Source organism: Domibacillus sp. F004 (genome assembly GCF_057814295.1).
On record NZ_JBVATB010000003.1, the window covers coordinates 125,028 to 150,401 of the forward strand.

26 protein-coding genes are annotated in these 25,374 nt (G+C 41.4%); all 26 read right to left on the minus strand.

What is annotated here, in order from left to right; all coding sequences use genetic code 11:
- Nucleotides 1–51 precede the first annotated feature (51 nt).
- Nucleotides 52–936, minus strand: coding sequence for a flagellar basal body rod protein FlgG (flgG, locus tag ACZYRN_RS09195; RefSeq protein ID WP_488911252.1), 885 nt, complete (start codon nucleotides 934–936; stop codon nucleotides 52–54).
- A gap of 100 nt (nucleotides 937–1,036) precedes the next feature.
- Entirely contained in the window at nucleotides 1,037–1,417 is a 381-nt protein-coding gene (locus tag ACZYRN_RS09200) for a TIGR02530 family flagellar biosynthesis protein (protein WP_488911253.1), read from the minus strand.
- A 15-nt stretch (nucleotides 1,418–1,432) separates the two neighbouring features.
- The gene (flgD, locus tag ACZYRN_RS09205) at nucleotides 1,433–2,089 is read right to left on the minus strand and encodes a flagellar hook assembly protein FlgD (RefSeq protein ID WP_488911254.1); all 657 of its coding nucleotides are present in this window, start codon (nucleotides 2,087–2,089) and stop codon (nucleotides 1,433–1,435) included.
- A gap of 4 nt (nucleotides 2,090–2,093) precedes the next feature.
- Nucleotides 2,094–3,476, minus strand: a complete 1,383-nt coding sequence (locus ACZYRN_RS09210) for a flagellar hook-length control protein FliK (protein ID WP_488911255.1) — start codon at nucleotides 3,474–3,476, stop codon at nucleotides 2,094–2,096.
- Between the two features lie 53 nt (nucleotides 3,477–3,529).
- Nucleotides 3,530–4,156 (minus strand): MotE family protein, encoded by a 627-nt coding sequence (locus ACZYRN_RS09215; protein WP_488911257.1) that lies wholly within the window; start codon nucleotides 4,154–4,156, stop codon nucleotides 3,530–3,532.
- Nucleotides 4,157–4,161: 5 nt separating this feature from the next.
- Complete coding sequence (gene fliJ, locus ACZYRN_RS09220; RefSeq protein WP_488911259.1) at nucleotides 4,162–4,608, minus strand: flagellar export protein FliJ; 447 nt, start codon at nucleotides 4,606–4,608, stop codon at nucleotides 4,162–4,164.
- 7 nt (nucleotides 4,609–4,615) lie between these two features.
- Nucleotides 4,616–5,929, minus strand: a complete 1,314-nt coding sequence (fliI, locus tag ACZYRN_RS09225; protein WP_488911260.1) for a flagellar protein export ATPase FliI — start codon at nucleotides 5,927–5,929, stop codon at nucleotides 4,616–4,618.
- 3 nt (nucleotides 5,930–5,932) lie between these two features.
- A complete protein-coding gene (gene fliH / locus ACZYRN_RS09230) occupies nucleotides 5,933–6,691 on the minus strand; it encodes a flagellar assembly protein FliH (RefSeq protein ID WP_488911262.1) in 759 nt (252 codons plus the stop codon).
- Entirely contained in the window at nucleotides 6,684–7,697 is a 1,014-nt protein-coding gene (fliG, locus tag ACZYRN_RS09235) for a flagellar motor switch protein FliG (protein WP_488911263.1), read from the minus strand. Before fliG ends, fliH begins: the two co-directional genes overlap by 8 nt.
- A gap of 11 nt (nucleotides 7,698–7,708) precedes the next feature.
- Entirely contained in the window at nucleotides 7,709–9,283 is a 1,575-nt protein-coding gene (gene fliF, locus ACZYRN_RS09240; RefSeq protein WP_488911264.1) for a flagellar basal-body MS-ring/collar protein FliF, read from the minus strand.
- Nucleotides 9,284–9,320: 37 nt separating this feature from the next.
- Complete coding sequence (fliE, locus tag ACZYRN_RS09245) at nucleotides 9,321–9,626, minus strand: flagellar hook-basal body complex protein FliE (RefSeq protein WP_488911265.1); 306 nt, start codon at nucleotides 9,624–9,626, stop codon at nucleotides 9,321–9,323.
- A gap of 13 nt (nucleotides 9,627–9,639) precedes the next feature.
- A complete protein-coding gene (flgC, locus tag ACZYRN_RS09250) occupies nucleotides 9,640–10,086 on the minus strand; it encodes a flagellar basal body rod protein FlgC (RefSeq protein ID WP_488911266.1) in 447 nt (148 codons plus the stop codon).
- A 5-nt stretch (nucleotides 10,087–10,091) separates the two neighbouring features.
- Nucleotides 10,092–10,478 carry a flagellar basal body rod protein FlgB gene (gene flgB, locus ACZYRN_RS09255; RefSeq protein ID WP_488911267.1) on the minus strand — a complete coding sequence of 129 codons (387 nt, stop codon included), beginning with the start codon at nucleotides 10,476–10,478 and terminating at the stop codon, nucleotides 10,092–10,094.
- A 337-nt stretch (nucleotides 10,479–10,815) separates the two neighbouring features.
- On the minus strand, nucleotides 10,816–11,598 hold the full coding sequence (gene codY / locus ACZYRN_RS09260) for a GTP-sensing pleiotropic transcriptional regulator CodY (RefSeq protein ID WP_488911268.1): 783 nt from the start codon (nucleotides 11,596–11,598) through the stop codon (nucleotides 10,816–10,818).
- A gap of 19 nt (nucleotides 11,599–11,617) precedes the next feature.
- Complete coding sequence (gene hslU, locus ACZYRN_RS09265; protein WP_488911269.1) at nucleotides 11,618–13,027, minus strand: ATP-dependent protease ATPase subunit HslU; 1,410 nt, start codon at nucleotides 13,025–13,027, stop codon at nucleotides 11,618–11,620.
- Nucleotides 13,028–13,038: 11 nt separating this feature from the next.
- Nucleotides 13,039–13,581 (minus strand): ATP-dependent protease subunit HslV, encoded by a 543-nt coding sequence (gene hslV, locus ACZYRN_RS09270; protein WP_488911270.1) that lies wholly within the window; start codon nucleotides 13,579–13,581, stop codon nucleotides 13,039–13,041.
- A gap of 13 nt (nucleotides 13,582–13,594) precedes the next feature.
- A complete protein-coding gene (xerC, locus tag ACZYRN_RS09275) occupies nucleotides 13,595–14,494 on the minus strand; it encodes a tyrosine recombinase XerC (RefSeq protein ID WP_488911271.1) in 900 nt (299 codons plus the stop codon).
- 61 nt (nucleotides 14,495–14,555) lie between these two features.
- Nucleotides 14,556–15,860 (minus strand): FADH(2)-oxidizing methylenetetrahydrofolate--tRNA-(uracil(54)-C(5))-methyltransferase TrmFO, encoded by a 1,305-nt coding sequence (gene trmFO / locus ACZYRN_RS09280; RefSeq protein WP_488911272.1) that lies wholly within the window; start codon nucleotides 15,858–15,860, stop codon nucleotides 14,556–14,558.
- Nucleotides 15,861–16,013: 153 nt separating this feature from the next.
- Nucleotides 16,014–18,092 (minus strand): type I DNA topoisomerase, encoded by a 2,079-nt coding sequence (gene topA, locus ACZYRN_RS09285; protein WP_488911273.1) that lies wholly within the window; start codon nucleotides 18,090–18,092, stop codon nucleotides 16,014–16,016.
- Between the two features lie 221 nt (nucleotides 18,093–18,313).
- Nucleotides 18,314–19,183: a DNA-processing protein DprA gene (gene dprA, locus ACZYRN_RS09290; protein WP_488911274.1), complete on the minus strand. Its 870-nt coding sequence runs from the start codon at nucleotides 19,181–19,183 to the stop codon at nucleotides 18,314–18,316.
- A gap of 69 nt (nucleotides 19,184–19,252) precedes the next feature.
- Nucleotides 19,253–20,155 (minus strand): succinate--CoA ligase subunit alpha, encoded by a 903-nt coding sequence (gene sucD, locus ACZYRN_RS09295; RefSeq protein ID WP_488911275.1) that lies wholly within the window; start codon nucleotides 20,153–20,155, stop codon nucleotides 19,253–19,255.
- Between the two features lie 34 nt (nucleotides 20,156–20,189).
- Nucleotides 20,190–21,350 (minus strand): ADP-forming succinate--CoA ligase subunit beta, encoded by a 1,161-nt coding sequence (sucC, locus tag ACZYRN_RS09300; protein WP_488911276.1) that lies wholly within the window; start codon nucleotides 21,348–21,350, stop codon nucleotides 20,190–20,192.
- A gap of 153 nt (nucleotides 21,351–21,503) precedes the next feature.
- On the minus strand, nucleotides 21,504–21,776 hold the full coding sequence (locus ACZYRN_RS09305; protein WP_488911741.1) for an EscU/YscU/HrcU family type III secretion system export apparatus switch protein: 273 nt from the start codon (nucleotides 21,774–21,776) through the stop codon (nucleotides 21,504–21,506).
- A complete protein-coding gene (locus tag ACZYRN_RS09310) occupies nucleotides 21,776–23,656 on the minus strand; it encodes a hypothetical protein (RefSeq protein ID WP_488911277.1) in 1,881 nt (626 codons plus the stop codon). Before ACZYRN_RS09310 ends, ACZYRN_RS09305 begins: the two co-directional genes overlap by 1 nt.
- Before the next feature lie 23 nt (nucleotides 23,657–23,679).
- Complete coding sequence (gene rnhB, locus ACZYRN_RS09315; protein ID WP_488911278.1) at nucleotides 23,680–24,447, minus strand: ribonuclease HII; 768 nt, start codon at nucleotides 24,445–24,447, stop codon at nucleotides 23,680–23,682.
- Nucleotides 24,448–24,516: 69 nt separating this feature from the next.
- Nucleotides 24,517–25,371: a ribosome biogenesis GTPase YlqF gene (gene ylqF / locus ACZYRN_RS09320; RefSeq protein WP_488911280.1), complete on the minus strand. Its 855-nt coding sequence runs from the start codon at nucleotides 25,369–25,371 to the stop codon at nucleotides 24,517–24,519.
- Between the last annotated feature and the right edge of the window lie 3 nt (nucleotides 25,372–25,374).

Consider the following 25,374-nt stretch of genomic DNA (forward strand, 5'->3'; position numbering starts at 1 on the left):
AATCCAACAGCCCTGCCTCCCTCCCCGTTTTACTACATAACGATCTATTTATTAACGTTTCAAATTCATCAATTCCTGCAAGATTTCATCTGACGTCGTAATAATACGTGTATTTGCCTGGAAACCACGCTGTGCAACGATCATTTCCGTAAATTCTTCGGATAGGTCAACGTTGGACATTTCAAGAGCACCTGCAACAACAGTTCCCGTTCCCTGCTCACCTGCTATCGCCACTCCACCCGTTTGCCCAGGAGTTCCATTCAGAGCAGCAAAAGTAGTACCATTATAAGCTAATCCTGAGTTTGTCGTCTGTTGGAATAAGTTGTTCCCTACCTTTTCCATGCCTTCTGGATTTGCAAATTTAGCAATTAAGATTTGTCCGGCATATCGTAAATCACCCGTTGCATTCACATATGAAACAACACCATCTGATCCAATACTTACACTTTGTGCATTTGTCGGAATCTGAATCTCCGTTAATACGCTAGATGTATTGTTAACCGATGTTCCATCGGCGACAGGCGGAAATCCTCTAACTTGCAAACCATCAGAATTCACCAATATTCCACCATTATCCATATAAAAGTTCCCTGCACGAGTGTAATAAGGTGTAGTCCCATCTGCAACTATGAAAAATCCATCTCCTGAAACAGCCAAATCAAGTGAACGACCTGTTGTTTGTAGAGAACCTTGTGTGTGTAATGTATCAATAGATGCAAGCTGTGATCCTAAACCAACTTGCTTAGGATTTGTTCCACCTCGATTTGCCGTAGCTGCACTCGCACCTGAAATCTGCTGCGATACCATATCTTTAAATGTTGTACGCCCTTTTTTAAATCCATATGTGTTTACATTTGAAATATTGTTACCGATCACGTCGAGTTTCGTTTGAAAGTTTTTCATACCTGTAATTCCAGAGTACATTGAGCGTAACATAAGTTTGTTTTCCCCTTTCGAATATCGTCTGCGTCATTCGGTCGGCAGACGGACAGGCTTCCTTTTCGGTCCAGCCTGGTGATCTATATCTATAGATCGATTATACGTTGTCCATAACAATGGTGCCGTTGATATTTGTGAATATTTGTGATCTTGCTTCTTCTCGATTCATCACCGTGATCACTGTGTTGTTTTTAGCGCTGGCAATAAGCGCGGCGTCTTTTAACAAGACGAGTGAATCTTTCACGCCTTTTGAACCGGCTTCGGCAAGCTTTTCTCCAATTGACTGCCATTGATCGCTGTTAATGGCGATACCCCGTTCTTTTAAACGCTGTTCTGCGTGTTTTGAAATGATCGGTTTTGAAGCGGTTGACAAAGCTTTTTCAAGCGTGTCACCAAATGAAACTTTTTGATGTGCGTTTTTTTTAACAGGTACAAACGGCTGCATCGTTCCTGTAATAATTGGATTTACGGGTTTCATCTGTTCCTCACCCGCCTATTCGATTTTTGTTAAGCTTGAAGCTGCAATTTTTTCCTCGTTCATCAGCTGAAGCCACACTTGTCCATCTTTCATCGATACAGATTTCACCGAGGCACTCTGTTCACTGCCTTCTTCTCCCCACGTAACGGTTCGTCCGATTAAGTAGCTTGCCTCAACAAGCGGGTTCGAACTGATTTCATTGCCGCCAGATGTTCCTGTGCTGCTGCCAGTAAGTTCGGAAATATTGGCTGGTTCAAGGACGGTGCCATCTGAGAGTATAAACTGAACGCTTTCACCTGTGAATTTAATCGACGCGATGGTTCCTGTGCCTGTTTCTACAACCGGTTCCCCTGCGGCATCTGTTTCTTCGGCCATCTTATGCCAAACAACATCTTTTCCCACGAAGGACTGGTAGTTAATCATTTGTGATGCCTGCTGCGTCTGCACCATTTCTTCAATCATTGATGTCATGTTGACCATTTGCTCAAGTGATGTAAATTGGGCCATTTGTGCGATGAAATCTTTATCTTCCATTGGGTTAAGCGGATCTTGATTTTGAAGCTGTGTCATCAAAATTTTTAAAAATTCATCTTTTCCAAGTGCACTGTTGCCCGTCTGTTTTATCTGAGCGGGATTATTGGCTAAATAAAGCGATGAATCAATTTTCGACATAAATCTATACCTCCATTTCTATGTTTGTTAAAAGGTCTGCAAATGACCCATTTTCTTCTTCTGTTATTTGAGTAGTCTGCTGTTGATCATTTTGTTGCTTTTGTCCATTTTGACGATCTTGTTGATTGTTCCGATCGAACAATTGTTGTCTCGTCTCCTGATTGGCTATTTCAACCTTCTCTACATTGACGTTTTGCTGACCGAATGCATGCTTTAATTGATGGGCATTTTGCTCAAGTAATTCTTTTACTGCTTGCGTCGAGGATAAAATCTTTGCGGTTATCACACCATTTTGCTGCAAAAGTTCAATTCGAAGCGTCCCAAGTTGTTCTGGGTAAAGCTTAATTAATAATTTTGTGCCATTTGGTGTTTTCATCAAACTTGAATTCCCAATAATTTGCGTAAATTTCTCGATAAATTGCTCCATATTCATTGGACGCGGGTCCGTTTTAACACTCATCACCACCTGCTCTATTTTTGTCATTTGGTGCATGATGGGATTGAGTGCCTCCTGCCCTAAAATCGGCCGTACTGTTACCGTTTCGCCTTTCGCCCTTTCCAAGCCTGATCGGGTGAACGTAATTTCCTGTTTCATTAACGGAGTTTCAACTACTTTCAGCTGCGTGGCTGGCTGGCTGTTGACTGCCGCGGAGTTATAGCGTGCATACACTGCCTGCATTACTATTTGACGCGTAGAATTTGTTTGTACTTGTTCTTTTCGCAACGTTGAAGCAGCCTGCTGTAATGCTGATTGCAATAATTTAGCTGTCTGTTCTCCCGGCTGCTGCCCTGTAAAACGCTGAACAATTTGCGCGGCCTTCATCACCATAACCGCCGCCTGTTTATCACTTTTCTTTACAATTTGTGATGCATTAGAGACGATGAGCTGTACAGCTGCAGCAAGTTCTGCAACGGGCACTGTTTCTGAAAATTCTTTTCCTTCTTCACTTTTTGCTAAGAGCTCGTCTACCGCTTCCTGTAAAGATACTGGCCATTGTTTTATCGCTTCTTCATTCGCAAATAAAGACGCCATTTGCTGAATAGAGGCTTTTAATGTTTCAACATCTGTTCCGAGAACGAGTACAAGTTCCTGCATAATGACCATGTCACCATCTTCGAGCATTTCCACGAGTTCCGGTTCTAGGCTTGGAATATCTATAAGTGATTCCACTGGTTCCGCTAAAGTCCCAAGTACAGCGATAAAGTCAGCCTCTTGCACGATTTCAGAAGCCTCTGCTCCGATGAGAGTTTCAAATTGATTCGATTGCTGGACGGTGCCGAGTATTTGTTCAAATCCTGTTTTCGATCCCTTTGGAACTACATTTGAATTTACTTCTGCTGACATCGATGTATTTGGGAAAGCAGTTGCCCTCCAAACAGCCTGCATCTTTTCACCCCCTTTTCCGCTTCCTATTATCTCATAAATATCCTTATTTTTCTTCATTCATTCGACAATATTTTTGTATATTCGGCGGCAGTTTCTGCAGGCAATTTTTCAAGAACCTCTGCCTGTTTCTCAATGCTTAGCTGCTTTAAAAGATCAACTGCTTCTGCATCGGTCATATTGACAATAATGCCTGCAATATTTTTTGCCCCCATTGTTTCATATGTTTTAATGAGTGTATTTGTCTCTGTTTTTGCTGCGGTGCCTTGATTGACTTCCTCTTCCCGCTGCTGCTGTAATTGTTTTAGCTCTGAATTCAAACGATCTTGTTCGGTCAGTAAATCTTCAATTTCTATTTCAGAGTCTGTCAATTTCCCTTGTAAACTTTCAATCTGAGCTTCTTTATTTTTTATTTCCGCTTGTAATTCGACTATTTTCTCTTCATTTTTTTTTTCATCTTCCTTAATATCCGTGCTGACCCATTCTGAAACATACGGAACATTTCCAGCTATTTCTTTCGTTTTCTCAAATATATTTACTCCAGCAATCGTCATGACAATAAGTCCAATTGTCATGGCGAATAAAAGAGGAATAAAGATAACGAAGATGATCCATTGAAATGTGCTGTACCCCTGCTTTTCTTCTGCTTCTGGAGCCGATGCTTTTTTTTGATTTCTGGCCATTTCACTCACCTGATCTTTCGGTTCATAAATTGGATAGAAGATAACTCATCCATTTGTTTAGCTTCTTCTATATTTAACCATTTATGATAAACTGCTAAATCTTTTGTGCGTATTTTTCCATATTTTTTCACTTCAATATTTTTTTCTTTCAGCTGCTGCTCGCACCATTGCATTCTTCCTCTAGCTGTCATAACGACTTGCTGCTGCTGTTCGATCAGCTTTTCAAGATTGCTAATGAATTGTTGGTAATGTTGAATATCTAAAACAGAAAACCCTGTCTTCATTTTTTGCTCCTGTACATCGATCAATTCTTCTTTTTTCTTCAGCAAGCCGTATAACTTTTCTGCTTCTATTTCAAACTGTCCGACCGCTTCCCGATAAATATTCTCTGACTCTTCTTTTTCCCTCTCACGCAACTGCAAAATTTTATCAAACTTATAGTGATAGCCCATTTAGTAGTCAATCTCCTTTATCTGCCAGTTGAACTAGTCCATATGCTGTTTCTTCTAATGTTGATTTTTCATCTGTTCGCTGCTTCAAAAAAGAAAGAATAGGCTGGTAATTTTGAATGGCCCGATCGATTTCCAAAGAAGAACCTTTTTTGTAAGCCCCGATGTTAATTAAATCTTCCGAGTTTAAATACGTATTCAATGAATCTCTTACAGCAAGTGCTGATTCATAGTGATCACGGTCTACAATATGCGGCATTAGACGGCTAACACTTTTCAATACATTAATAGCCGGATATTGTCCTTTATTCGCAAGTTCTCGGTCAAGTACAATGTGCCCGTCTAAAATTCCCCGAACTGCATCGGCAATTGGCTCATTCATATCATCACCATCAACAAGCACGGTATAAAAAGCTGTAATCGTGCCATTTTCATTTGTTCCTGTCCGTTCCAACAACTTTGGCATAATCGCAAAAACAGAAGGTGTATACCCTTTCGTGGCAGGCGGTTCACCGACAGCCAGACCGATTTCCCGCTGCGCCATTGCTACACGTGTCACAGAGTCCATCATCAGCATTACATTAAGCCCTTTATCACGAAAATATTCGGCAATCGCTGTTGCTGTAAATGCTCCTTTAATACGCATAAGTGCTGGTTGATCCGACGTGGCAGCGACAACGATCGATTTTTTCATTCCTTCCGGTCCAAGATCGCGCTCAATGAATTCACGAACTTCACGGCCCCGTTCACCAATTAGCGCGATGACATTTAAATCGGCATTCGTATTACGGGCAATCATGCCAAGCAATGTACTTTTGCCAACGCCGCTTCCAGCAAAAATACCGACGCGCTGACCTTTTCCAACTGTCAGCATCCCGTCAATAGCCCGCACGCCTACTTCAAGCGTTTCCTGAATCGGTGGTCTCGTTAGTGGATTTGGCGGTTCAGCTTCCGTCCCAATGGACGTCATCATACGGGGAAGCGCTGTATCATCGAATGGTTCGCCAAGCGGATTAATAATTTTTCCAATAAGCGCTGGTCCTGCTTTGATCATAAGCGGATGACCGAGCGATTCTACAAGACTGCCCGGTGAAATTTCATTTATATTTGTATACGGCATTAAAATAATCATTTCATCTTTAAAACCCGTGACTTCTGCCATAATCGTCTTTGTTCCATCCTTTGGCCGAATGTAGCAAATGTCGCCGACCGAACTTTCAGGACCTTGTGATTCAATCATTAAACCAACGACTCGTTTAACCCGTCCATACCGTTTAAATGTATCAATCGTTGGAATGATAGATCGCAATTCACTTGCTTTCATCGTTTATTCCCTCTCCAATATGTCATATAACGTTTTTCTTAGCTGCTGTAACTGCGCATCAATGCTCGCATCAATTCGTCCGTTGGCTGTTTCTATAAAACATGTCTCTTCTTCCGCTTCCTCGTTGGGAAAAATGTAACAATTCACATTTCCAGGAAACAATGCTTCAATTTCATCTTTCTGAGATACAATAAATGAATAGCGGGCTGGATGGACGTGAATTTGCACTTCCTTTTGTTCTCTTACTTCCTTAATAGCCGACTTTACGATGCTCATAAACAATTCATCATTCCCTTCTAGCTCTGTATGAAGAATTTTTTCCGCACAGATGAGCGCCAGATTAAGAATTGTTTGTTCAGATCGTTCGACATTTTTTTTATACTCAATCTTAGAAGAAGCAACCGTTGTCTTTGCTTCTTCAATTAACGAATGCACATCACAGTAGCCAGATTCGCGGCCTTCTATAGCACCTTGCTCAAAAGCAGCCTGATATGCTTCCTTTTGAATTCTCTCTTTTTTCAGTTCCCAGTCCGCCTGCCACGCTTCTGCTTCTTCCATCATCCTTTTTTTCTCATATTCGGCCTGCTCAATAATCGACCGGGCTTTTCCGTTTGCTTCCTGAATGACGGCTGATCGCTCATGTTCATAATCAGGCGTTATCTCTTCTCGATATTCATAGTCTGTATGTATCGATTTAATCCCGATTATCCGTTCCTGTCCTTCTGTTGACCTCATATGCTCCGTACGAATGACTCTAGACAATAATATCGTCTCCTCCACCACGGGCGATGATAATTTCTCCTGTTTCTTCAAGACGTCGAATCGTTGCTACAATACGCGACTGCGCTTCTTCTACATCACGAAGACGAACAGGCCCCATATATTCCATTTCCTCCTTAAATGTCTCCACCATTCGCTGTGACATATTTCGGAAAACAACTTCTTTTACTTCGTCGCTTGATACTTTCAATGACAATAACAAATCTTCATTCTCACAATCTCGAATGACCCGCTGTATCGAACGATTATCAAGTGTAACTATATCTTCGAAAACAAACATCCGCTTTTTAATTTCTTCCGCAAGCTCAGGATCTTGAATTTCAAGTGCATCTAGAATTGTTTTCTCCGTTGCCCGGTCAACTCCGTTCAACACTTCAACGACTGCTTCCACGCCGCCTGTTTGTGTGTAATCTTGTGTAACAGTTGAACTTAATTTACGTTCCAAAATCGCTTCTACTTCGTTAATGATCTCTGGCGATGTGCTATCCATAATCGCAATCCGCTTCGCAATGTCCGCTTGTACTTCTTGGGGAAGCTCCGATAAAATCTGGCCAGCCTGCTGTGGATCAAGGTAAGACAAAATGAGCGAAATGGTCTGTGGATGCTCATTTTGTATAAAATTTAAAATTTGTCCGGCATCCGCTCTTCGTGCAAAATCAAACGGTTTAACTTGCAATGATGATGTAAGCCGATTAATAATATTTTGTGCTTGCTCTAAACCAAGCGCTTTTTCAAGTACTGTTTTTGCGTAACCAATTCCACCTTGAGAAATGTAATCTTGTGCTAAAGCAATATTGTGAAATTCTTCAAAAATTTCTTCTTTTATTTCAGTATCAACTTTTTTCACCCCAGAAATTTCAAGCGTCAGCCGCTCAATTTCTTCTTCAGATAAATGTTTATAAATGGAAGCCGAGTAGTCCGGCCCGAGGGAAATAAGCAAGATGGCAGCTTTTTGTTTCCCTGTTAGTTTTTTCTCTTTTGCAGCCATTCGTAATCCTCCTATTCCTCAGACAGCCATGTACGTAATAGCTTCGCAAATTCTTCTGGTTTTTCTTTTGCCATTTTTTCAAGTTGTTTGCGTCGTGTACTGCCTTCTGTTTCTGTTAAAATATCTTCTGTCTCGATTGCTTGCTCTTCTTCAAGTTCTTCGTCTTCTTCCATGCGTCGTCTTCTAACCATCATAAATACAAGGACACCTATAATTAAAAGAAGAACACCGCCGATTGCATATACCCACCATGGAATGGTACTGCTTGTTTCTTCTTCAAATGTAATTTTTCCATTGAAAGGCTGAACGGAAACAGCAATTTTTTCTTCTAATGCTTGATCGGTTAAATCCGCGTTGTATCCTTTATCAACGGATGTCCGAATAATTGTGCCGAGCATTTGCTGGATATCATCAATATTCTCTTGTGGAAATGATTCTGGATCATCGGCTGTAGGAGGTTCAACCATTACTTGAATGCCAAGATCACGGATTTTATAAGGACTTTCTGTAATCTCGCGGCGTATACGATTCACTTCGTTATTGATTGTTTCTTCATTCCGTTCATAATCGCCAGTTCCATTGGCTCCTTCCATGTAAGTAGTAGCCGTATCTCCTGCTTCCTCTGCTTGTGGAATGCCTCCAGCATTTGCTGCATCACCTGTAAACGTCTCCGTAATACGCTGGGCACTAATCTGGATGCCTTCCATATTTTCTTCATCAACCGGTTCAACCAGGTTTTCTTCTCGATTTTCTTGGGTAAAATCCACATCAGCTGTAACGGACACAACTACTTTTCCTTGTCCCATCAGTGTGCCAAGCATACTTTGCACTTGACGCTGAATGTCACGTTCAATTTGCTTTTTAACAGCCATTTGCTGTGCATAACCATCGCCCGCGAAAGAGCCTCCACTGCCTTCCAAATCGAAATATTCGAAGTTTTGATTCATAATAACGATATTCTCAACAGGGAGATTCGGCACACTTTTTGATACGAGATGATAAAGGGATTTAATCTTCTTTTCATCAAACTCATAGCCTGGCTCTGTGTTCAACACAACGGATGCTGATGCCTGTTCCGCTTCTTCTGTTACAAATATTTGCTCTTGTGGAAGATTAATCATGACATTGGCTTTTTTCACGCCATCAATACCTTGAATTAATTGACCAAGTTCTGTCTGCATCGCGTCAAGTTTCAGCACATTAAACTCATTATCTGTCATACCAAATCCTGCATTTTGACTAAAAAAACTGTAATCAATCGTACCCGATTGCGGAAGTCCTTCTGCAGCAAGATCCACTTTTATTGTATCGACCGATTCTTCAGGAACAAGAATTCCCGTGCCACCTTCCGTGATTTCATAAACGATTCCCCGTCCCTCTAGGTTTTCTTTAACAGCACCTATTTCAGATGGCGATAATTCACTGTATAAAGGAGCCATAGTTGTTCTCGTCGTAAAAAAAACAAGAAGCGACAGTGCGATGACAAAAAAAGTAAATGCACCAACACCAATCGCTTTTTGTTTTCTCGAGCGGCTGTTCCAGTATTCTTTTATTTTAGCTAGCTGCTGTTTTATATTTTCGTTCATTCCAATCCCCCGGTTGCCTCATTGCTGTATATATAAATTAAATTTGCATACGCATGATTTCCTGGTACGCTTCTACAGCTTTGTTTCTCATTTCTATCGTTAATTGCATTGTGATACCTGATTTTTGCGCCGCAGTCATCACTTGATGAATATCAACGTTCTCTCCTCTAATCATTTTCTCTGTCAGCATATTCGATTCCGCTTCTGTTTTCATCACATCATTCAATGAATCTTTTAAAAAGTTAGCGAACTTTTGCTGTGCTTCGTGCGGTGTGGAGGCTTTTTTCAGAGATCCACTTTGAATCGCATTCGGTGAGGCAACATTTAATGCTTCAATTGACATTTAGTTTCTCTCCTTATTTTCCAATTTCAAGTGCTTTTGTCATCATTGCTTTGGAGGCATTGTAAACTGTCACATTTGCTTCATAAGAACGGGTCGCGCTCATTAAATCAACCATTTCACGAAGCGGGTCAACATTTGGCATACTCACATAGCCATCTTCAGCTGCGTCTGGATGCTCGGGATCATAAACCATTTTAAAGGGGGTCTCTGTATCTTCTACAATTTTCGTTACTTTTACCCCACTGCCCGTTTCCTGCTGGTTTGTTGCCATATTAAGAAACGAAGCAAATGATCCTTCTTTCGGCCGTAAGACGACGGATTTTCGCTGATATGGCTGCCACTCTCCATTTACTAATTTAGCCCTTGTTGAATCAGCATTGGCCATATTAGATGAAACGACATCCATGCGAAGCCGTTGGGCCGTTAGAGCGGAGGCCGTAATATTCATTCCATTAAACATGTTATTTATCTGCCTCCTCTAATCACATTGGATAACGATGAAAATTTGGAGCTAAGACGGTCTGTCAACGCATTATAATAAATTTGATTAGTCGCCAGGTCCGACATTTCTTGATCCATGTCTACATTATTTCCACTTTCATTATAAGATAGATTTCTTTTTGCTATGATCGTCCCATCTGAAGAGGATGAAAACATAAAATGACGGTCATTTGTGCGATTTGCCTGTAGCAAATCCGATTTTTGCTGCAAAACTTGTTTAAAATTCACTTCTTGAGATTTATAGTTTGGTGTATCAACATTGGCAATATTATTTGCAATCGCCTTTTGTTGCAATGAGGCATAGTCTAATCCGCGCTCAAGAGAGGTTATTGAATTGGAAAAGAGCTTCAACACTTATCACTCCATCTTTTATATTCCGCTGCTCATAATATATACTTTTAAAAATATATCATAAAAGACAATTTACGACACGTTTCTTTACAAACTTAACAATTTTTTCTCAAAAACGACACATTTATCTTTTTTTTGTTATATTTTGATTAAATATGTTCTACTAAATATACTATAATGGGCAATTGGTAACATAAATCTTTAAAAATTATTAATAATTTCATAACTATATATTTATTTCTTGTTACGCTATATTCCCTCTCCCATATTTCACAAAACGTTTTGCAATTAAAAAAAAAATACCGGAAGCAGATTTGCTTCCGGTAAGTCATTTTCATTATTTGGATTTTATTTTTTCCAATTCCATTAAAAATTTATCATTCAACACTTTAATATACGTCCCTTTCATACCGAGGGAGCGCGATTCTATCACGCCCGCACTTTCAAGTTTACGGAGCGCGTTGACAATAACTGAACGAGTAATACCGACCCGATCTGCAATTTTCGATGCAACAAGCAGTCCTTCTTTTCCATCTAATTCTTCAAAAATATGCTCAATTGCTTCTAATTCACTATACGAAAGAGAGCTGATTGCCATCTGCACAACAGCCTTGCTTCGTGCTTCCTCCTGCATTTCTTCCGCTTTTTCACGTAAAATTTCCATGCCAACGATTGTTGCGCCGTATTCAGCCAAAATAAGATCATCGTCTTCAAAGTTGTTTTCCACACGAGTCAACACTAGTGTGCCAAAACGCTCACCTGCACCAATAATGGGAACAATTGTCGTTAAGCCTTTTTGAAATAATTCTTTGTTTTCAATAGGGAACGCTGTATATTCACTGTTTATATCAAGATTGGATGATGTTTCTGTAATATTAAATAAATTGTTTGTGTACTCTTCAGGAAATTGACGTTCTTCCATAAGTATTTTCTTCATGCGCTCCGTTTCAAGTTGCCGATGAAGGCTGTAACCAAGCACTTTGCCACGGCGGCTAATAACAAAAATATTGGCGTCGATTACGCCTGACAATGACTCGGCCATTTCTTTGAAATTAACCGCTTTTCCTGCAGCGTTTTGCAGCATTTTATTAATTTTTCTTGTTTTACCTAAAAGGTTCATGTTGTTGCTCCTTCGCAAGTTATAATATAAATTCGCTCAAATCTTTATTTTGTGCAATCGCTGATAATTTTTCATCTACATATTGTGGTGTAATCGTTATTTGTTCAAGTGTTACATCTGGCGCTTCAAATGACAAGTCTTCAAGCAATTTCTCCATAATCGTATGAAGTCGGCGCGCACCAATATTATCTGTTTCTCCATTTACGTGAAAGGCTATTTCTGCAAGCCGCTTTACAGCATCATCTGTAAATTCCACCTGGATTCCTTCTGTTTCAAGCAAAGCTTTATATTGCTTTATAAGCGCATTGTCCGGCTCCACTAAAATACGGACAAAATCATCTGTTGTTAATTTTTCAAGCTCCACCCGAATCGGGAAACGCCCTTGCAGCTCCGGAATTAGATCAGAAGGTTTTGACATGTGAAAAGCTCCAGCTGCAATAAATAATATATAATCTGTTTTTACTGTACCGTATTTAGTTACAATCGTCGAGCCTTCAACGATCGGTAAAATATCGCGCTGTACACCTTCACGAGATACATTTGCTCCCGATTGTGATCCGCCTTTTACAGCAATTTTGTCCACTTCGTCAATAAATATAATGCCTGTTTGTTCGGCACGGTTTAGCGCTTCTTGCGTCACTTCATCCATGTCAATCAGCTTCTGAGCTTCTTCTTGCTCTAACACGTTACGTGCATCCTTAACAGGAAGTTTTCTCTTCTTTTTCTTTTTAGGTATCAAGCCTCCAAGAGCATCTTGCATATTCATCCCCATTTGTTCCATTCCCGAACCTTGAAACATATCAAACATAGAAGGGGGCTGCTCCTCTATCTCTACAGTGATGACTTCATTTTCCAAGTCGCCTGCTGCAAGTTTTTCCGCCACTACACGGCGCTTTTCGAAAAGAGACATATCTTCTTTCGTGTTTTCTGTTTCAGCTGGTTGTTCCCCGGTTCCGCCAAAAAGCATTTCAAACGGATTCTTTACAGAGGTTGTTTTTTTCCGGGATGGTACAAGCAACTCAACAAGACGATAGTTCGCAGCTTCTTTGGCCAGTTCACGCACTGCATTCATTTTCTCTTCTTTTACTAAACGGACAGCTGTTTCAACAAGATCACGCACCATGGATTCTACATCACGGCCGACATAACCTACTTCTGTAAACTTCGTTGCTTCCACTTTAATAAATGGCGCACCAGCAAGCTTGGCCATGCGTCTGGCAATTTCTGTTTTCCCGACACCCGTCGGACCGATCATGAGCATATTTTTTGGGATGACCTCATCTCGGAGAACTTCATCAAGCAAACTACGACGGTATCTATTTCTCAGGGCGACCGCTACTGCTTTTTTTGCTTCTTTCTGTCCTACAATATATTGATCAAGACGCTCCACGATTTGGCGCGGCGTCATTTCCAGTGCATTACTTTTCATTTTCCCACTCCTCACTGAAGCTCTTCTACAATAATGTTTTGATTTGTATATACGCATATATCGGCCGCTGTTTTAAGTGATGCTTCAGCAATTTCAAAAGCAGACAAATGAGAAGCATACTGCTTTAATGCCCGGCCCGCTGACAATGCATAATTCCCCCCAGAGCCAATGGCTAAAATGCCATCATCCGGTTCAATCACTTCACCTGTACCAGAAACAAGCAGCAAATTGTCTTTGTCCATTACAATAAGCATAGCTTCTAATCGGCGCAGCATTTTATCTGAACGCCATTCTTTCGCCAGTTCCACAGCAGCCCTTTGTAAATTGCCGCTGTATTCCTCGAGGCGCTTTTCAAATAGTTCAAATAATGTGAAAGCATCTGCCACAGAACCAGCAAAACCTGCGATAACTTTTCCATTAAAGAGACGACGAACCTTTTTAGCCGTATGTTTCATTACGACAGCATTGCCGAATGTAACCTGTCCATCTCCTGACATAGCAGACGAACCGTTATGCTTTACTGCAAAGATCGTTGTAGCATGAAATTGTTCCATTATTTTCTCTCCTTTATGCCCGCGGATGGTGATTCATATACGTCTTTTGTAAATGTTCTTTCGTTACATGCGTATACATTTGCGTAGATGAGAGACTTGCGTGCCCCAGCAACTCTTGAACAGTTCGCATATCTGCTCCATTATTCAATAAATGTGTTGCAAATGTGTGACGCAGCATATGGGGATGAATTTTCCCTGACAACGACGCTTTATCCATTAATCCTGTTAAAATGTAGCGAATGCCTCCTGTTGTCAACGGACCTCCGCGAAAATTGACAAACAGAATTGAATGATCATTGTTTTTTATCAATGAAGCCCGGCTTGATTTTATATAGGCTTCTACTGCTTCCGCCGCAAAACTGCCAAAAGGAACATATCGTTCGTTTCCGCCTTTTCCGTGAACAAGAATGACGCCAAGATCAAAATCAATATCTTTCAGTGTGAGTCCTGCACATTCGCTTACACGGATACCGGTTCCATACATTAATTCAAGCAAAGCTTTATTTCGCATGGACAATGCATCAATCCCCTGTACGGTTTCAAATAATTCATTCATTTCTTCTTCATAAAAAAAAGAGGGCAGCTTTTTTGTCCCTTTTGGCCGATGCACATTTAAAAATGGGTTTTCATCTACAATCGCTTCTCTCATTAAATAGCGGTAAAATCCTCGAAGTGCTGAAATTTTCCGAGATACAGACGCACGAGCCATTTTTTTTTCATGGAGTTTTGTTAAATAAAGACGGGTATCCTGATGTGTTACATCTGTTAGTTTTTCTATATGCTGTTCATTCATAAACATAAAAAATTGCTCTAGGTCATCACAGTAGTTTTTCACCGTGTGGTCAGAGCTGTTCTTTTCCAATTGCAAATAAGCAAAATAAGATTGTGTATAATTATTAAAAGGTTTTGACATTTTTTCACCTCAGAAAGGGCTCCTAAATAATAACATACGTTAGTAGCCCTTGCAAGAAAGTTTACAAAGTTTTCAAAAAAGTTTGAATTGTTTCTAGAGCTCGTTCAGCGAGCGCTTCATATCGCTCTTTCTTCCCTTTTATCTTCACTGAAAGTGCAGGGAATAAACCAAAATTTGCATTCATCGGCTGAAAATGATCAGCCGCCGCATTTGTAATGTAATGGGCCATCCCTCCGATTGCCGTTTCAACGGGTGCCGTAACCGGTTGTTGTCCATTTGCAAGCCGTGCCGCGTTCACGCCAGCCATCAATCCACTTGCTGCGGACTCGACATACCCTTCCACTCCCGTCATCTGGCCAGCAAAGAATAAGTTTGGACGCTCTTTCAACTGATAAGTTGATAATAACACTTTAGGTGAATTAATAAATGTGTTGCGATGCATCACACCATAACGGACGATCTCAACATTTTCAAGCCCCGGAATAAGTTGAAGCACTTCCTTTTGTGGACCCCATTTTAAATGTGTCTGAAAACCAACGATATTATAAAGAGTACCTGCTGCATTATCCTGGCGAAGCTGAACAACCGCATGCGGACGTTTGCCCGTTCGTGGATCTTCAAGTCCCACAGGCTTCATTGGACCAAAAAGCATCGTTTTTTTACCGCGTTTCGCCATCACTTCAATTGGCATGCACCCTTCAAAGAAAATTTCTTTTTCAAATTCTTTCAGTGGTACTGTTTCAGCCGCGATTAATGCTTCATAAAAACGATCAAACTCTTCTTCATTCATCGGGCAATTTAAATAGGCCGCTTCACCTTTATCATATCTTGATTTTAAATAGACAATGTCCATATTAATACTGTCTTTTTCCAAAATTGGCGCAGCCGCATCATAAAAATACAAATAGTCTTCGCCTGTTAATCCTTGAATTTTTTCAGCTAAACCACTTGTTGTAAGTGGTCCTGTGGCAATAACGGTAATGCCTTCTGGAATGTCTGTTACTTCTTCATTGATCACTGTCACATTCGGATGGTTTTTCACCCGGTCTGTCACATGTCCGGCAAATTCATGGCGGTCCACCGCAAGCGCCCCGCCTGCTGGAACTGCACATGCATCAGCTGAACTGATAATCACTGAATTCAATTTGCGCATTTCTTCTTTTAATACACCCACTGCATTTGTCAAACCGTTTGAACGCAGTGAGTTACTGCAGACAAGCTCTGCAAATTGATCGGTATGATGGGCCGGTGTTTGCTTCACTGGACGCATTTCATATAAATGGACGTGCAATCCGCGCTCTGCAATTTGAAATGCTGCTTCACTGCCGGCTAAGCCAGCGCCGATTACATTAATTGTTTGAGTCATGTTTGTTTCCTCCTGCTCTTACTATTAAAGGTACGTACCTATATGCATCCTTTAAGCATTTTACACTACTCGTATACAGAAAAAAAGAAAAATGTTTTATTTAATGAAAACAACTGTCTGAATGATGACCGATTCAGACAGTTGCTTTCTGTTCTATGACTGAGGCTGCTCTTTATAATCACATTCTGTGCATTGAATTTGGATACCTTTTTTCAGCTTTTTCTCAACGAGCAGCTTGCTGCATTTCGGACACGGCCGTTCAATCGGCTTATCCCACGAAAGGAAATCACATTCAGGAAATTGGTCACATCCGTAAAAAATACGGCGCTTTTTACTTTTTCTTTCTATTATATTACCTTCTGAACATTTTGGACATTTCACACCGATTTCCTTTACAATCGCTTTCGTATTTCGACATTCAGGAAAATTACTACACGCCATGAACTTTCCGTAACGGCCCATTTTAAACACCATTTCATGACCACACTTTTCGCAGTCTTCACCGGCTGGTTCATCTTTAATTTCAACTTGTTCCATCTCTTTTTCTGCTTTTTCAAGATGGCCTTCAAAACCTTTATAAAACTCGTCTATAACCATAACCCATTCTTTTACACCGTCTTCTACATTATCCAGATCACGTTCCATTTTCGCCGTAAACTCAACATCTATAATATCGGCAAAAAATTCAACCATTAGTTCATGGACAATGCCTCCAAGCTCTGTCGGCACGAAGCGCTTGTTATCTAACGCCACATAGCCGCGCTTCTGAATGGTATCAAGTGTTGGCGCAAAGGTAGACGGGCGTCCTATGCCAAGCTCTTCAAGCGTTTTAACGAGACGTGCCTCTGTATAACGAGGCGGCGGCTGTGTGAAATGCTGCTTCGGATCAATCTCACCTGACTTCACGCTGTCCCCTTCTTCCAAGTTGGGAAGAAAGTTTTCTTTTTCTTCTTTTGCATCATCCGAGCCTTCTACATATACTTTCATAAAGCCTTGGAATTTCACTTTTGAACCCGTTGCTCGGAACATGACATCACCATTTACAATATCAGCGCTTACTGTATCCATCACAGCTGCCGCCATTTGACTGGCCACAAATCGCTCCCAAATTAATTTGTAAAGCCGCAGCTGATCGCGCGATAAGAAGTCTTTCATCGTGGATGGTTCCCGAAGCATACTTGTAGGCCTGATTGCTTCATGCGCATCTTGAGCATTGGGTTTTTTTGCTTCTGTTTTCTGTCCACGTTCTTTCACATATTCATTTCCGTATTGAGATACAATATAATCGTGGCTTTCTGCCTGTGCCACTTCTGATACACGTGTTGAATCTGTTCTCATATACGTAATTAATCCGACCGTGCCTTCTTTGCCAAGATCAATTCCTTCATATAACTGCTGAGCAAGCATCATGGTTTTCTTCGCACGGAAATTTAATTTACGAGCAGCTTCCTGCTGAAGCGAGGATGTTATAAACGGTGATGCAGGGTTGCGGCGGCGTTCTTTTTTCGTTACAGATGTAACAGCAAAATCATTTCCTTGAATAGCCGCCAACACCTTTTTCATGTCTTCTTCCGAAGTTAATTTCGTTTTTTTTCCATTCATTCCGTAAAATGATGCCTGGAATGTCTCAGTGTCTTTTATAAATTGCGCTTCAATCGTCCAGTATTCTTCTGGAATAAATGCTTTTATTTCATTTTCCCGATCAATGATAAGTCGGAGCGCAACCGATTGTACACGGCCGGCACTCAAGCCTTTTTTCACTTTCTTCCAGAGAAGCGGGCTAATGTTATAGCCGACAAGCCTGTCTAAAATACGGCGAGCTTGCTGTGCATCGACAAGATCCATATTAATCGGACGCGGATGCTTAAATGATTCTTTAATCGCATCTTTTGTAATTTCGTTAAACACCACCCGGCAATCTGATGATGTTTCGATATTTAGTGAATGCGCTAAATGCCATGCGATCGCTTCCCCTTCGCGATCCGGGTCAGCTGCGAGATAAATTTTTTTTGCTTTTTTAGCAGCGGTTTTTAATTCTTTTAACACAGGGCCTTTCCCGCGAATGGTAATGTATTTTGGCTCATAGTTATTGTCCGTATCAACACCCATTTGACTTTTGGGCAGATCACGAACATGTCCCATCGATGCCCGTACTTTGTAATTCTTCCCGAGATAGCGCTCAATTGTCTTCGCTTTCGCCGGGGATTCCACTATTACTAAATAATCCGACATAAGATAAAACCTCCCCCGAGAGGTGAAATGAATAATTAGACATATTATTATGCGTACAGTCCACGTTTGTCAAACGATTATTGTTTTTATCATTCATTTTTAAGCTCTCTATGTTGCAAAATAGAACATGTTTCATAAAAATCATTCTGTTGCAAAATCTATATCATATTAACAGGAATTGCAACTATTTTTATACAAAGCTGCAATGGTTTTTCTAAAAGTTAATCGAACTCTGTATAAATATCTGCCGCTGAATGGACAATTTTTGCACCATCTTTAATGAGTTCGTGAACACCTTCAGATAGTGGATCCGTAATCGGTCCAGGCACAGCAAACACGTCGATCCCCTGTTCCAGTGCATATGATGCGGTTATGAGCGAACCGCTTTTTTTTGCTGCCTGAACAACAAGTACAGCGTTCGATAATCCGCTGACAATCCTATTTCTTGCTGGAAACTGCCATTTTTCTGGTTTAGTTGCCGGTGCGTACTCTGAAACAACGAGACCATGTTTGATAATTTGTTGGGCAAGGCCGACATTTTCACGTGGATAAAAATGATTAAATCCACCTGCGATCACAGCGATTGTCTTGCCACACGAATGCAATGTCTGCTCATGAGCAAACGCATCAATTCCTTTCGCAAGCCCACTGACTACCGTTATGTTTTTTTCAACAAGTGGCGGAATGAGTTTCTTCAGTGCGTCTTTTCCATATCGGGTACCCTGGCGTGAACCGACAACAGCCAGCTTTTCCCCGTTCAATAAAGCTAAATTTCCTTTTGCAAATAACGCCCAGGGTGGTTGCGGCAATGTTTTTAACGAGTCCGGGTAACGTTCATCGTAGATCGGAATAAAATGGGTATTTAAATAGGCGAGCGAAGATAAAATGGTTTCAGAAGAGATTGAATGAAGCTGTTGCAAAATGGAGAGAGACTGAAGTTCAGAGCGGCCGGTGAGATGGGAAAATTGAGAAGGGGTGATTTTAGACAAATAGGTTAAATCCGTATCATGTTTAAATAAATTAAAAAAATCTTTCCAACCGGGTCCTTTGCAATAGTGAAGCAGCAACAGATAATTCGTTGTATCGTTCATATTTATTCCTCCTTTTTATCCATAGCAAAATAAGGTACCTGTACAAGAGACAGGTACCTTATTGGTACTTTAATGTGTTTTGCACTCAGCTAAAAGACCTTTTTCCTCTAGAACTTTAATAAGCGTCTCTCCCATTACAGACGGGGTTTCCGCTACTTGAATACCGCATTTGTTCATTATACGGATTTTTTCATCTGCAGTCCCTTTACCACCTGAAATGATCGCACCGGCATGGCCCATCCGTTTTCCAGGAGGAGCTGTGCGTCCACCGATGAATCCAACAACCGGTTTCGTCATGTTCGCTTTTACCCACTCAGCAGCTTCTTCTTCTGCTGTACCGCCAATTTCACCGATCATAATGACTGCTTTTGTTTCAGGGTCTTCATTAAATGCTTTTAATACATCAATGAAGTCCGTTCCGTTTACCGGGTCGCCGCCGATTCCAACAGCTGTTGTTTGACCAATTCCAGCTTGTGTTAATTGATGAACCGCTTCATACGTTAATGTACCGGAACGCGAGACAACGCCAACATGGCCTTTTTTATGGATGTAACCAGGCATAATGCCGATTTTGCACTCGTCCGCTGTAATAACACCTGGGCAGTTTGGTCCAATAAGACGGGTTTTCTTGCCCTGCATGTATCGTTTTACTTTTACCATATCCAACACAGGAATATGCTCTGTAATACAAATAGCAAGATCAAGTTCAGCGTCAACCGCCTCTAAAATCGCATCGGCAGCAAATGGAGCCGGCACGTAAATAACAGAGGCATTTGCACCTGTCTCTTTTACTGCTTCAGCAAGCGTGTTATATACCGGCACGCCTTCTACTTCTATGCCGCCTTTACCTGGCGTTACCCCACCGACGATTTTCGTGCCGTATTCGAGCATTTGCTTCGTATGGAAAAGGGCAGTCGAACCTGTAATACCCTGAACGATAACTTTTGTGTCTTTGTTAATAAATACACTCATGCCTGTACCTGCCTTTCTATTGTCAACATCATTATTATTTTACGAGACTAACGATTTTTTGGGCGCCATCAGCCATTGAATCAGCTGAAACAATGTCAAGGCCGGATTGATTTAAGATTTCTTTACCTGCATCGACATTTGTTCCTTCAAGACGGACAACTAGCGGTACAGACAAGCTGACCTGTTTTGCTGCTTCAACAACGCCGGTTGCGATGATATCACATTTCATAATTCCACCGAAAATGTTAACGAAAATACCTTTTACATTTTCATCAGAAAGGATAATTTTAAATGCTTCTGTTACTTTTTCAGCTGTTGCTCCGCCGCCAACATCCAGAAAGTTCGCCGGGTCGCCGCTGTAATGTTTAATAATATCCATCGTTGCCATCGCAAGACCTGCACCATTTACCATACAGCCGATATTACCGCCGAGAGAAATGTAGCTTAAGTCGTATTTCGATGCTTCGATTTCTTTTTTGTCTTCTTCATCAAGATCACGATATGCTAAAATGTCTTTATGGCGATACAATGCATTTGCATCAAAGTTTAATTTCGCATCAAGCGCCATGACTTTTCCATCGCCAGTCACAACAAGCGGATTGATTTCTGCAATAGAGCAGTCTTTGTCCACAAAAGCTGTATAAAGACTTATCATGAATTTAACAGCCTGTCCCACAAGTTCTTTCGGAATATTAATGTTAAATGCTACGCGGCGTGCCTGGAACGGGCTAAGACCGATAACCGGATCAATATACTCTTTAAAGATTTTTTCCGGCGTTGCTTCGGCCACTTCCTCAATTTCCGTGCCACCTTCTTCAGATGCCATTAAGACAATCTGTGATGTCGCACGATCTAGAACAAGACCGATGTAATATTCTTTCTTAATGTCGCACCCTTCTTCAATAAGAAGGCGTTTTACTTCCTTGCCTTCAGGGCCTGTTTGGTGTGTAACAAGCGTTTTGCCAAGAATTTCTTCTGCATATGTACGCACTTCATCCAGATTTTTTGCAACTTTAACGCCGCCCGCCTTTCCGCGGCCACCTGCATGAATCTGTGCTTTAACAACGTTTACCGTTGTGCCTAGTTCTTTTGCTGCTTCAACTGCTTCTTCAACAGAAAATGCAACCTTCCCATTTGGTACAGCAACGCCGTAACTTTTGAGAACTTCTTTACCCTGATACTCATGAATATTCATGTTCCAGCCTCCTATCGATCTCAAAACATAATGTACAAACAAAACAGACTGCGACTTCATTGTAGTTAAAAAATGAGATTATGTCTAGTTTTTGAACAAAAAAAAACGCTCTCTTTTTAAAGAGCGACTTCATTTTCTAAATTGCTTGCAATTTTATTCATTAAAGCGCTGGTCAAGGTGATAGATAAAGGCAAATACCTCGGCTACTGCCTGATACAAATCCTTTGGAATCGCTTCATTTATTTCAAGCTGGCCAAGCAGTTCAACGAGCCCCGGATCTTCTTGAATGGGAATATTATTTTCTTTTGCTGTTTCAATAATTTTTTCGGCAATTAGTCCTTTTCCCTTTGCTGTGACAGTTGGTACCCCTGCTGCATCAGGATTATAGGAAAGCACAGCTGCCTGTTTGCGGTTAGACGGTTTCATCATATACGTATATCCACCCCTAAATAGCCTTCATCGTCCATAATACGGGCGAGCGGTGCTTTTCTTTGCTGTCTGTTTGGCGCTTCTTCTTTAGATGGCTCTTTGAATTGAATACCTGATAACCGGTATCCTTCTTTTTCAAGCGCTTCTTTTAGATGATCCACCCCGCTCATGCTCATTTTCTTTAACACAGAGGCTGCGGCGTCCGCGATAATATTTAAATGAATGATCCGGTTTTGCACTTGCATATCGATGACTATATTTTTCAAATTTGGCATATCCACATAAAATAATACACGGCAATAATCGGCATTAATTTTACCATTCGGCTGCTTTTGACCGATCCATTTGATCGTGACATCTCCTTGAAAAGCAGCGAATTGAAGCGGTACTTGCATAACAAGCTGCTGGAGAGGGCCAGATTCTGCAGATAATATATGCTGGGCATTCAGCCGGCCGACAATTTGTTCGGCTGCTTCACGAATCGGTACCGGTATGGTATCGACTATAAGCTTCAAGAGCTCCTGCTTTATATTTTGCTGTACGACTTCCGGCTGATTTCTAGACGCCATGACTGCCTCATGATCAATGCCAAGCAGTCGAAAAGCATCCCTCCATGCAGCCGCCACATCTTTTCCTTTAACAGGCATCGGTACTTGCAATTCTTCAATTGATCTTACATCCGTGCCAAGCAGCAACGCCATTCGCACAGCCGCTTGCTCCGGTACTTTCGCAGCAATGGACAAAGCAAGTTGAAATATAGAAGCAATCTGTTTATTTGCAGCAAGTTCGTTTTTCGTTAGTTGATCCGTCAGTTGCGTAACGTGCTGCATAATGGAGAGGCTGTTTGGATGATTTGCGGGAACAGACTGGGATACAGCTTCTTTAATAGAGGCAATTGTCTCCATCGTTACCGGCTTGACTGCCAGCTGAATGAGCGCATCTTTCATCATTTGCATGGGATGAACGGACAGACGATTTGTTGTTTCGTTATTTTTCATTGCAGCAGCCAGCTGTTCCGGTAGATCATCAGCTGGCATAGATGCAGGCGATTTGCTTGTCATTAAACGGTTTTTCACGATAGAGCTTAACTGTTCTTCTTGCACATCAGCGGATAAGTCGGGTATGTTTAATACTTGTTTCATCATTTCAATCGCTGCCATTTTTTCAGATAAACTGCCCGCTGAAAGAGCGGCTGCTAGCTGGGTTGCTTTTGCATTTACATCTAACAACGGTCTGTCGACTATTTTTTCAGATGAAGTTGGCTCTCCAAGCAGCTGAGTAAGCGCAGACATTGCTTCCCGCCCAACTCCCTGTTTTATGAGTGTCTGGTGGAATGCTTCTAACTTTTCTGTCAATGATTCAGTTGAACGAGCCGACATGAGTGCCAAAAAGACGCTTTCTGTAATTGGTAAATGGCGGCTGAACATAAATCGAATCGCTTCCATTCCATCTTTAAGACCCTCTTTTGACAACCAACCTGAAACAAGCTGAATACTGTCTTTTGAAAGTGGCTGGTCCGTTTCAATCGCAAAGGCGGTTAAAGCGATACTTTCTTTCGTAAGTGGTATCTGTAATTTTTCAAGCAATGCAGCCGCTTGGCCGGACGTTCGTTGTATCGGCGCATAATCGGATACAACTTTTAAACGCATTACTCCTTGAAGAGAAGCAACCTGAAAAAAATAACGCTCACCCGCTTGAAGCGGCACTTCAAGCTGCACAGTAACTTTTTGACCGAAGGCAGCGAGCTTAGCCATTTGTCCCGGCAATCGTTTCATCACTTTGCCTGAAAAAATTTGTCCTTCTTTCAGCATGTCAAGCGGATTGCGCCCCAGCTGTGCTTTAATTCCTCTTTGAATGGCTGATTGATTGATCTCCATGCTCATCACCTCTTCTTGCATCTTTATTGAAGCATTTCTTTTATAGGTGCAAACGTTTTACGATGCTGAGGTGTAATGCCATATTCCTCAAGCCCAAATAAATGCTCACGAGTTCCGTACCCCTTATTTTTTTCAAATCCATAACCAGGATATTGGCGCGCATATTCTTTCATCAAGCGGTCTCTTGTTACTTTAGCGATAATCGATGCAGCTGCAATCGATGCGCTTTTTGCATCTCCTTTAATAATCGAAGTTTGATGAATGTCAATCGGAATCACCATTGCGTCTACCAAAAGGTGATCAGGGATTGCAGGGAGTGCCTTCACCGCTTTAATCATCGCTTTTTTAGTCGCTTCATATATATTAATTTGGTCAATTTCATCTGCATTAATAATACCGACGCCTACCTGGCAGTTCGCCGTAATTATTTCATACAACTGATCACGGACTGTTTCACTTAATTTTTTCGAGTCATTTATACCGTTTGGTAAAAAACCATCCGGCAAAATACAGGCCGCTGCGACGACTGGGCCAGCAAGCGGTCCCCTTCCCGCCTCATCGATCCCTGCAATCATTCGGACTCCTTTTGCCCGTTCTGTAAGCTCATACACCATCATTTGAGATAGACGATCCTGTTCCTTTCTTTCTCTTTCAAGGCGCTGTATACAAGCTTTAATAGCGGCCTGAACTCCTTTTCTTTCGTCATCCTTCCAAATGGACAAACGAGGGTCATCTGTTGTTTTCATGATAGACAACTGTTTTTTAATAAAGCCGATCGTTTCTTTTGCCATGTACATTCCCCTGTTCTTTATATCGGTCGTTTTTATTTTTTTTACATAAAAAAGCGCGAAGGCAATCCTTCACGCTTTTTCCGGTGGAATATCGAATGTTAGCCGGCCAAATTGACCACTGCGTACATCACGGATTATAATGTCCGTTACTTTGTCATAGTCCACTTCGCCGCCTGACGTAAGACAGCCGCGCCGCTCGCCAATTTGATGAAATATGTATGCCATATCTTCTGGCAGCACCGCAAATCCATATCGTTCTTCAAGACGTGCCGAATACCGTTCTTCCAAATAACGAAGACCGTAAATCGCTACATCCTGTAGATTCAAAATTGCATCTTTGATCGCACCGGTCAAAGCAAGTTTATAGCCCGTTTCCGGATCTTCAAACTTAGGCCATAAAATACCCGGCGTATCAAGCAATTCAAGATGCTGCGCTGTTTTAATCCATTGCTGCGCTTTCGTTACACCTGGCATATTTCCTGTTTTAGCAATATTTTTTTTGGCAATTCGATTAATAAGCGTTGATTTCCCAACGTTTGGAATGCCAACAATCATCGCCCTCATTGCACGCGGTTTTATCCCACGCGCGCGCATCCGATCAAATTTTTCTTTTAAAATAGTTTCTGCTGCTTTCACAATTTTATCAAGACCGTTGCCTGCCTGTGAATTGACCGCCACTGCCTCAATGCTTTGTTCTTTAAAATAACGGATCCATTCTTTCGTCATCACCGGGTCAGCCATGTCTTCTTTGTTTAAAATAACGAGACGCGGTTTTTGATTCACAATTTCATCTATCATCGGGTTGCGTGATGACAAGGGGAGTCTCGCATCAACAAGCTCAAAAATAATATCCACTAGTTTTAGCTTTTCCGTTACTTGCCGCCGCGCTTTAGCCATATGGCCAGGAAACCATTGAATCGTCAAACT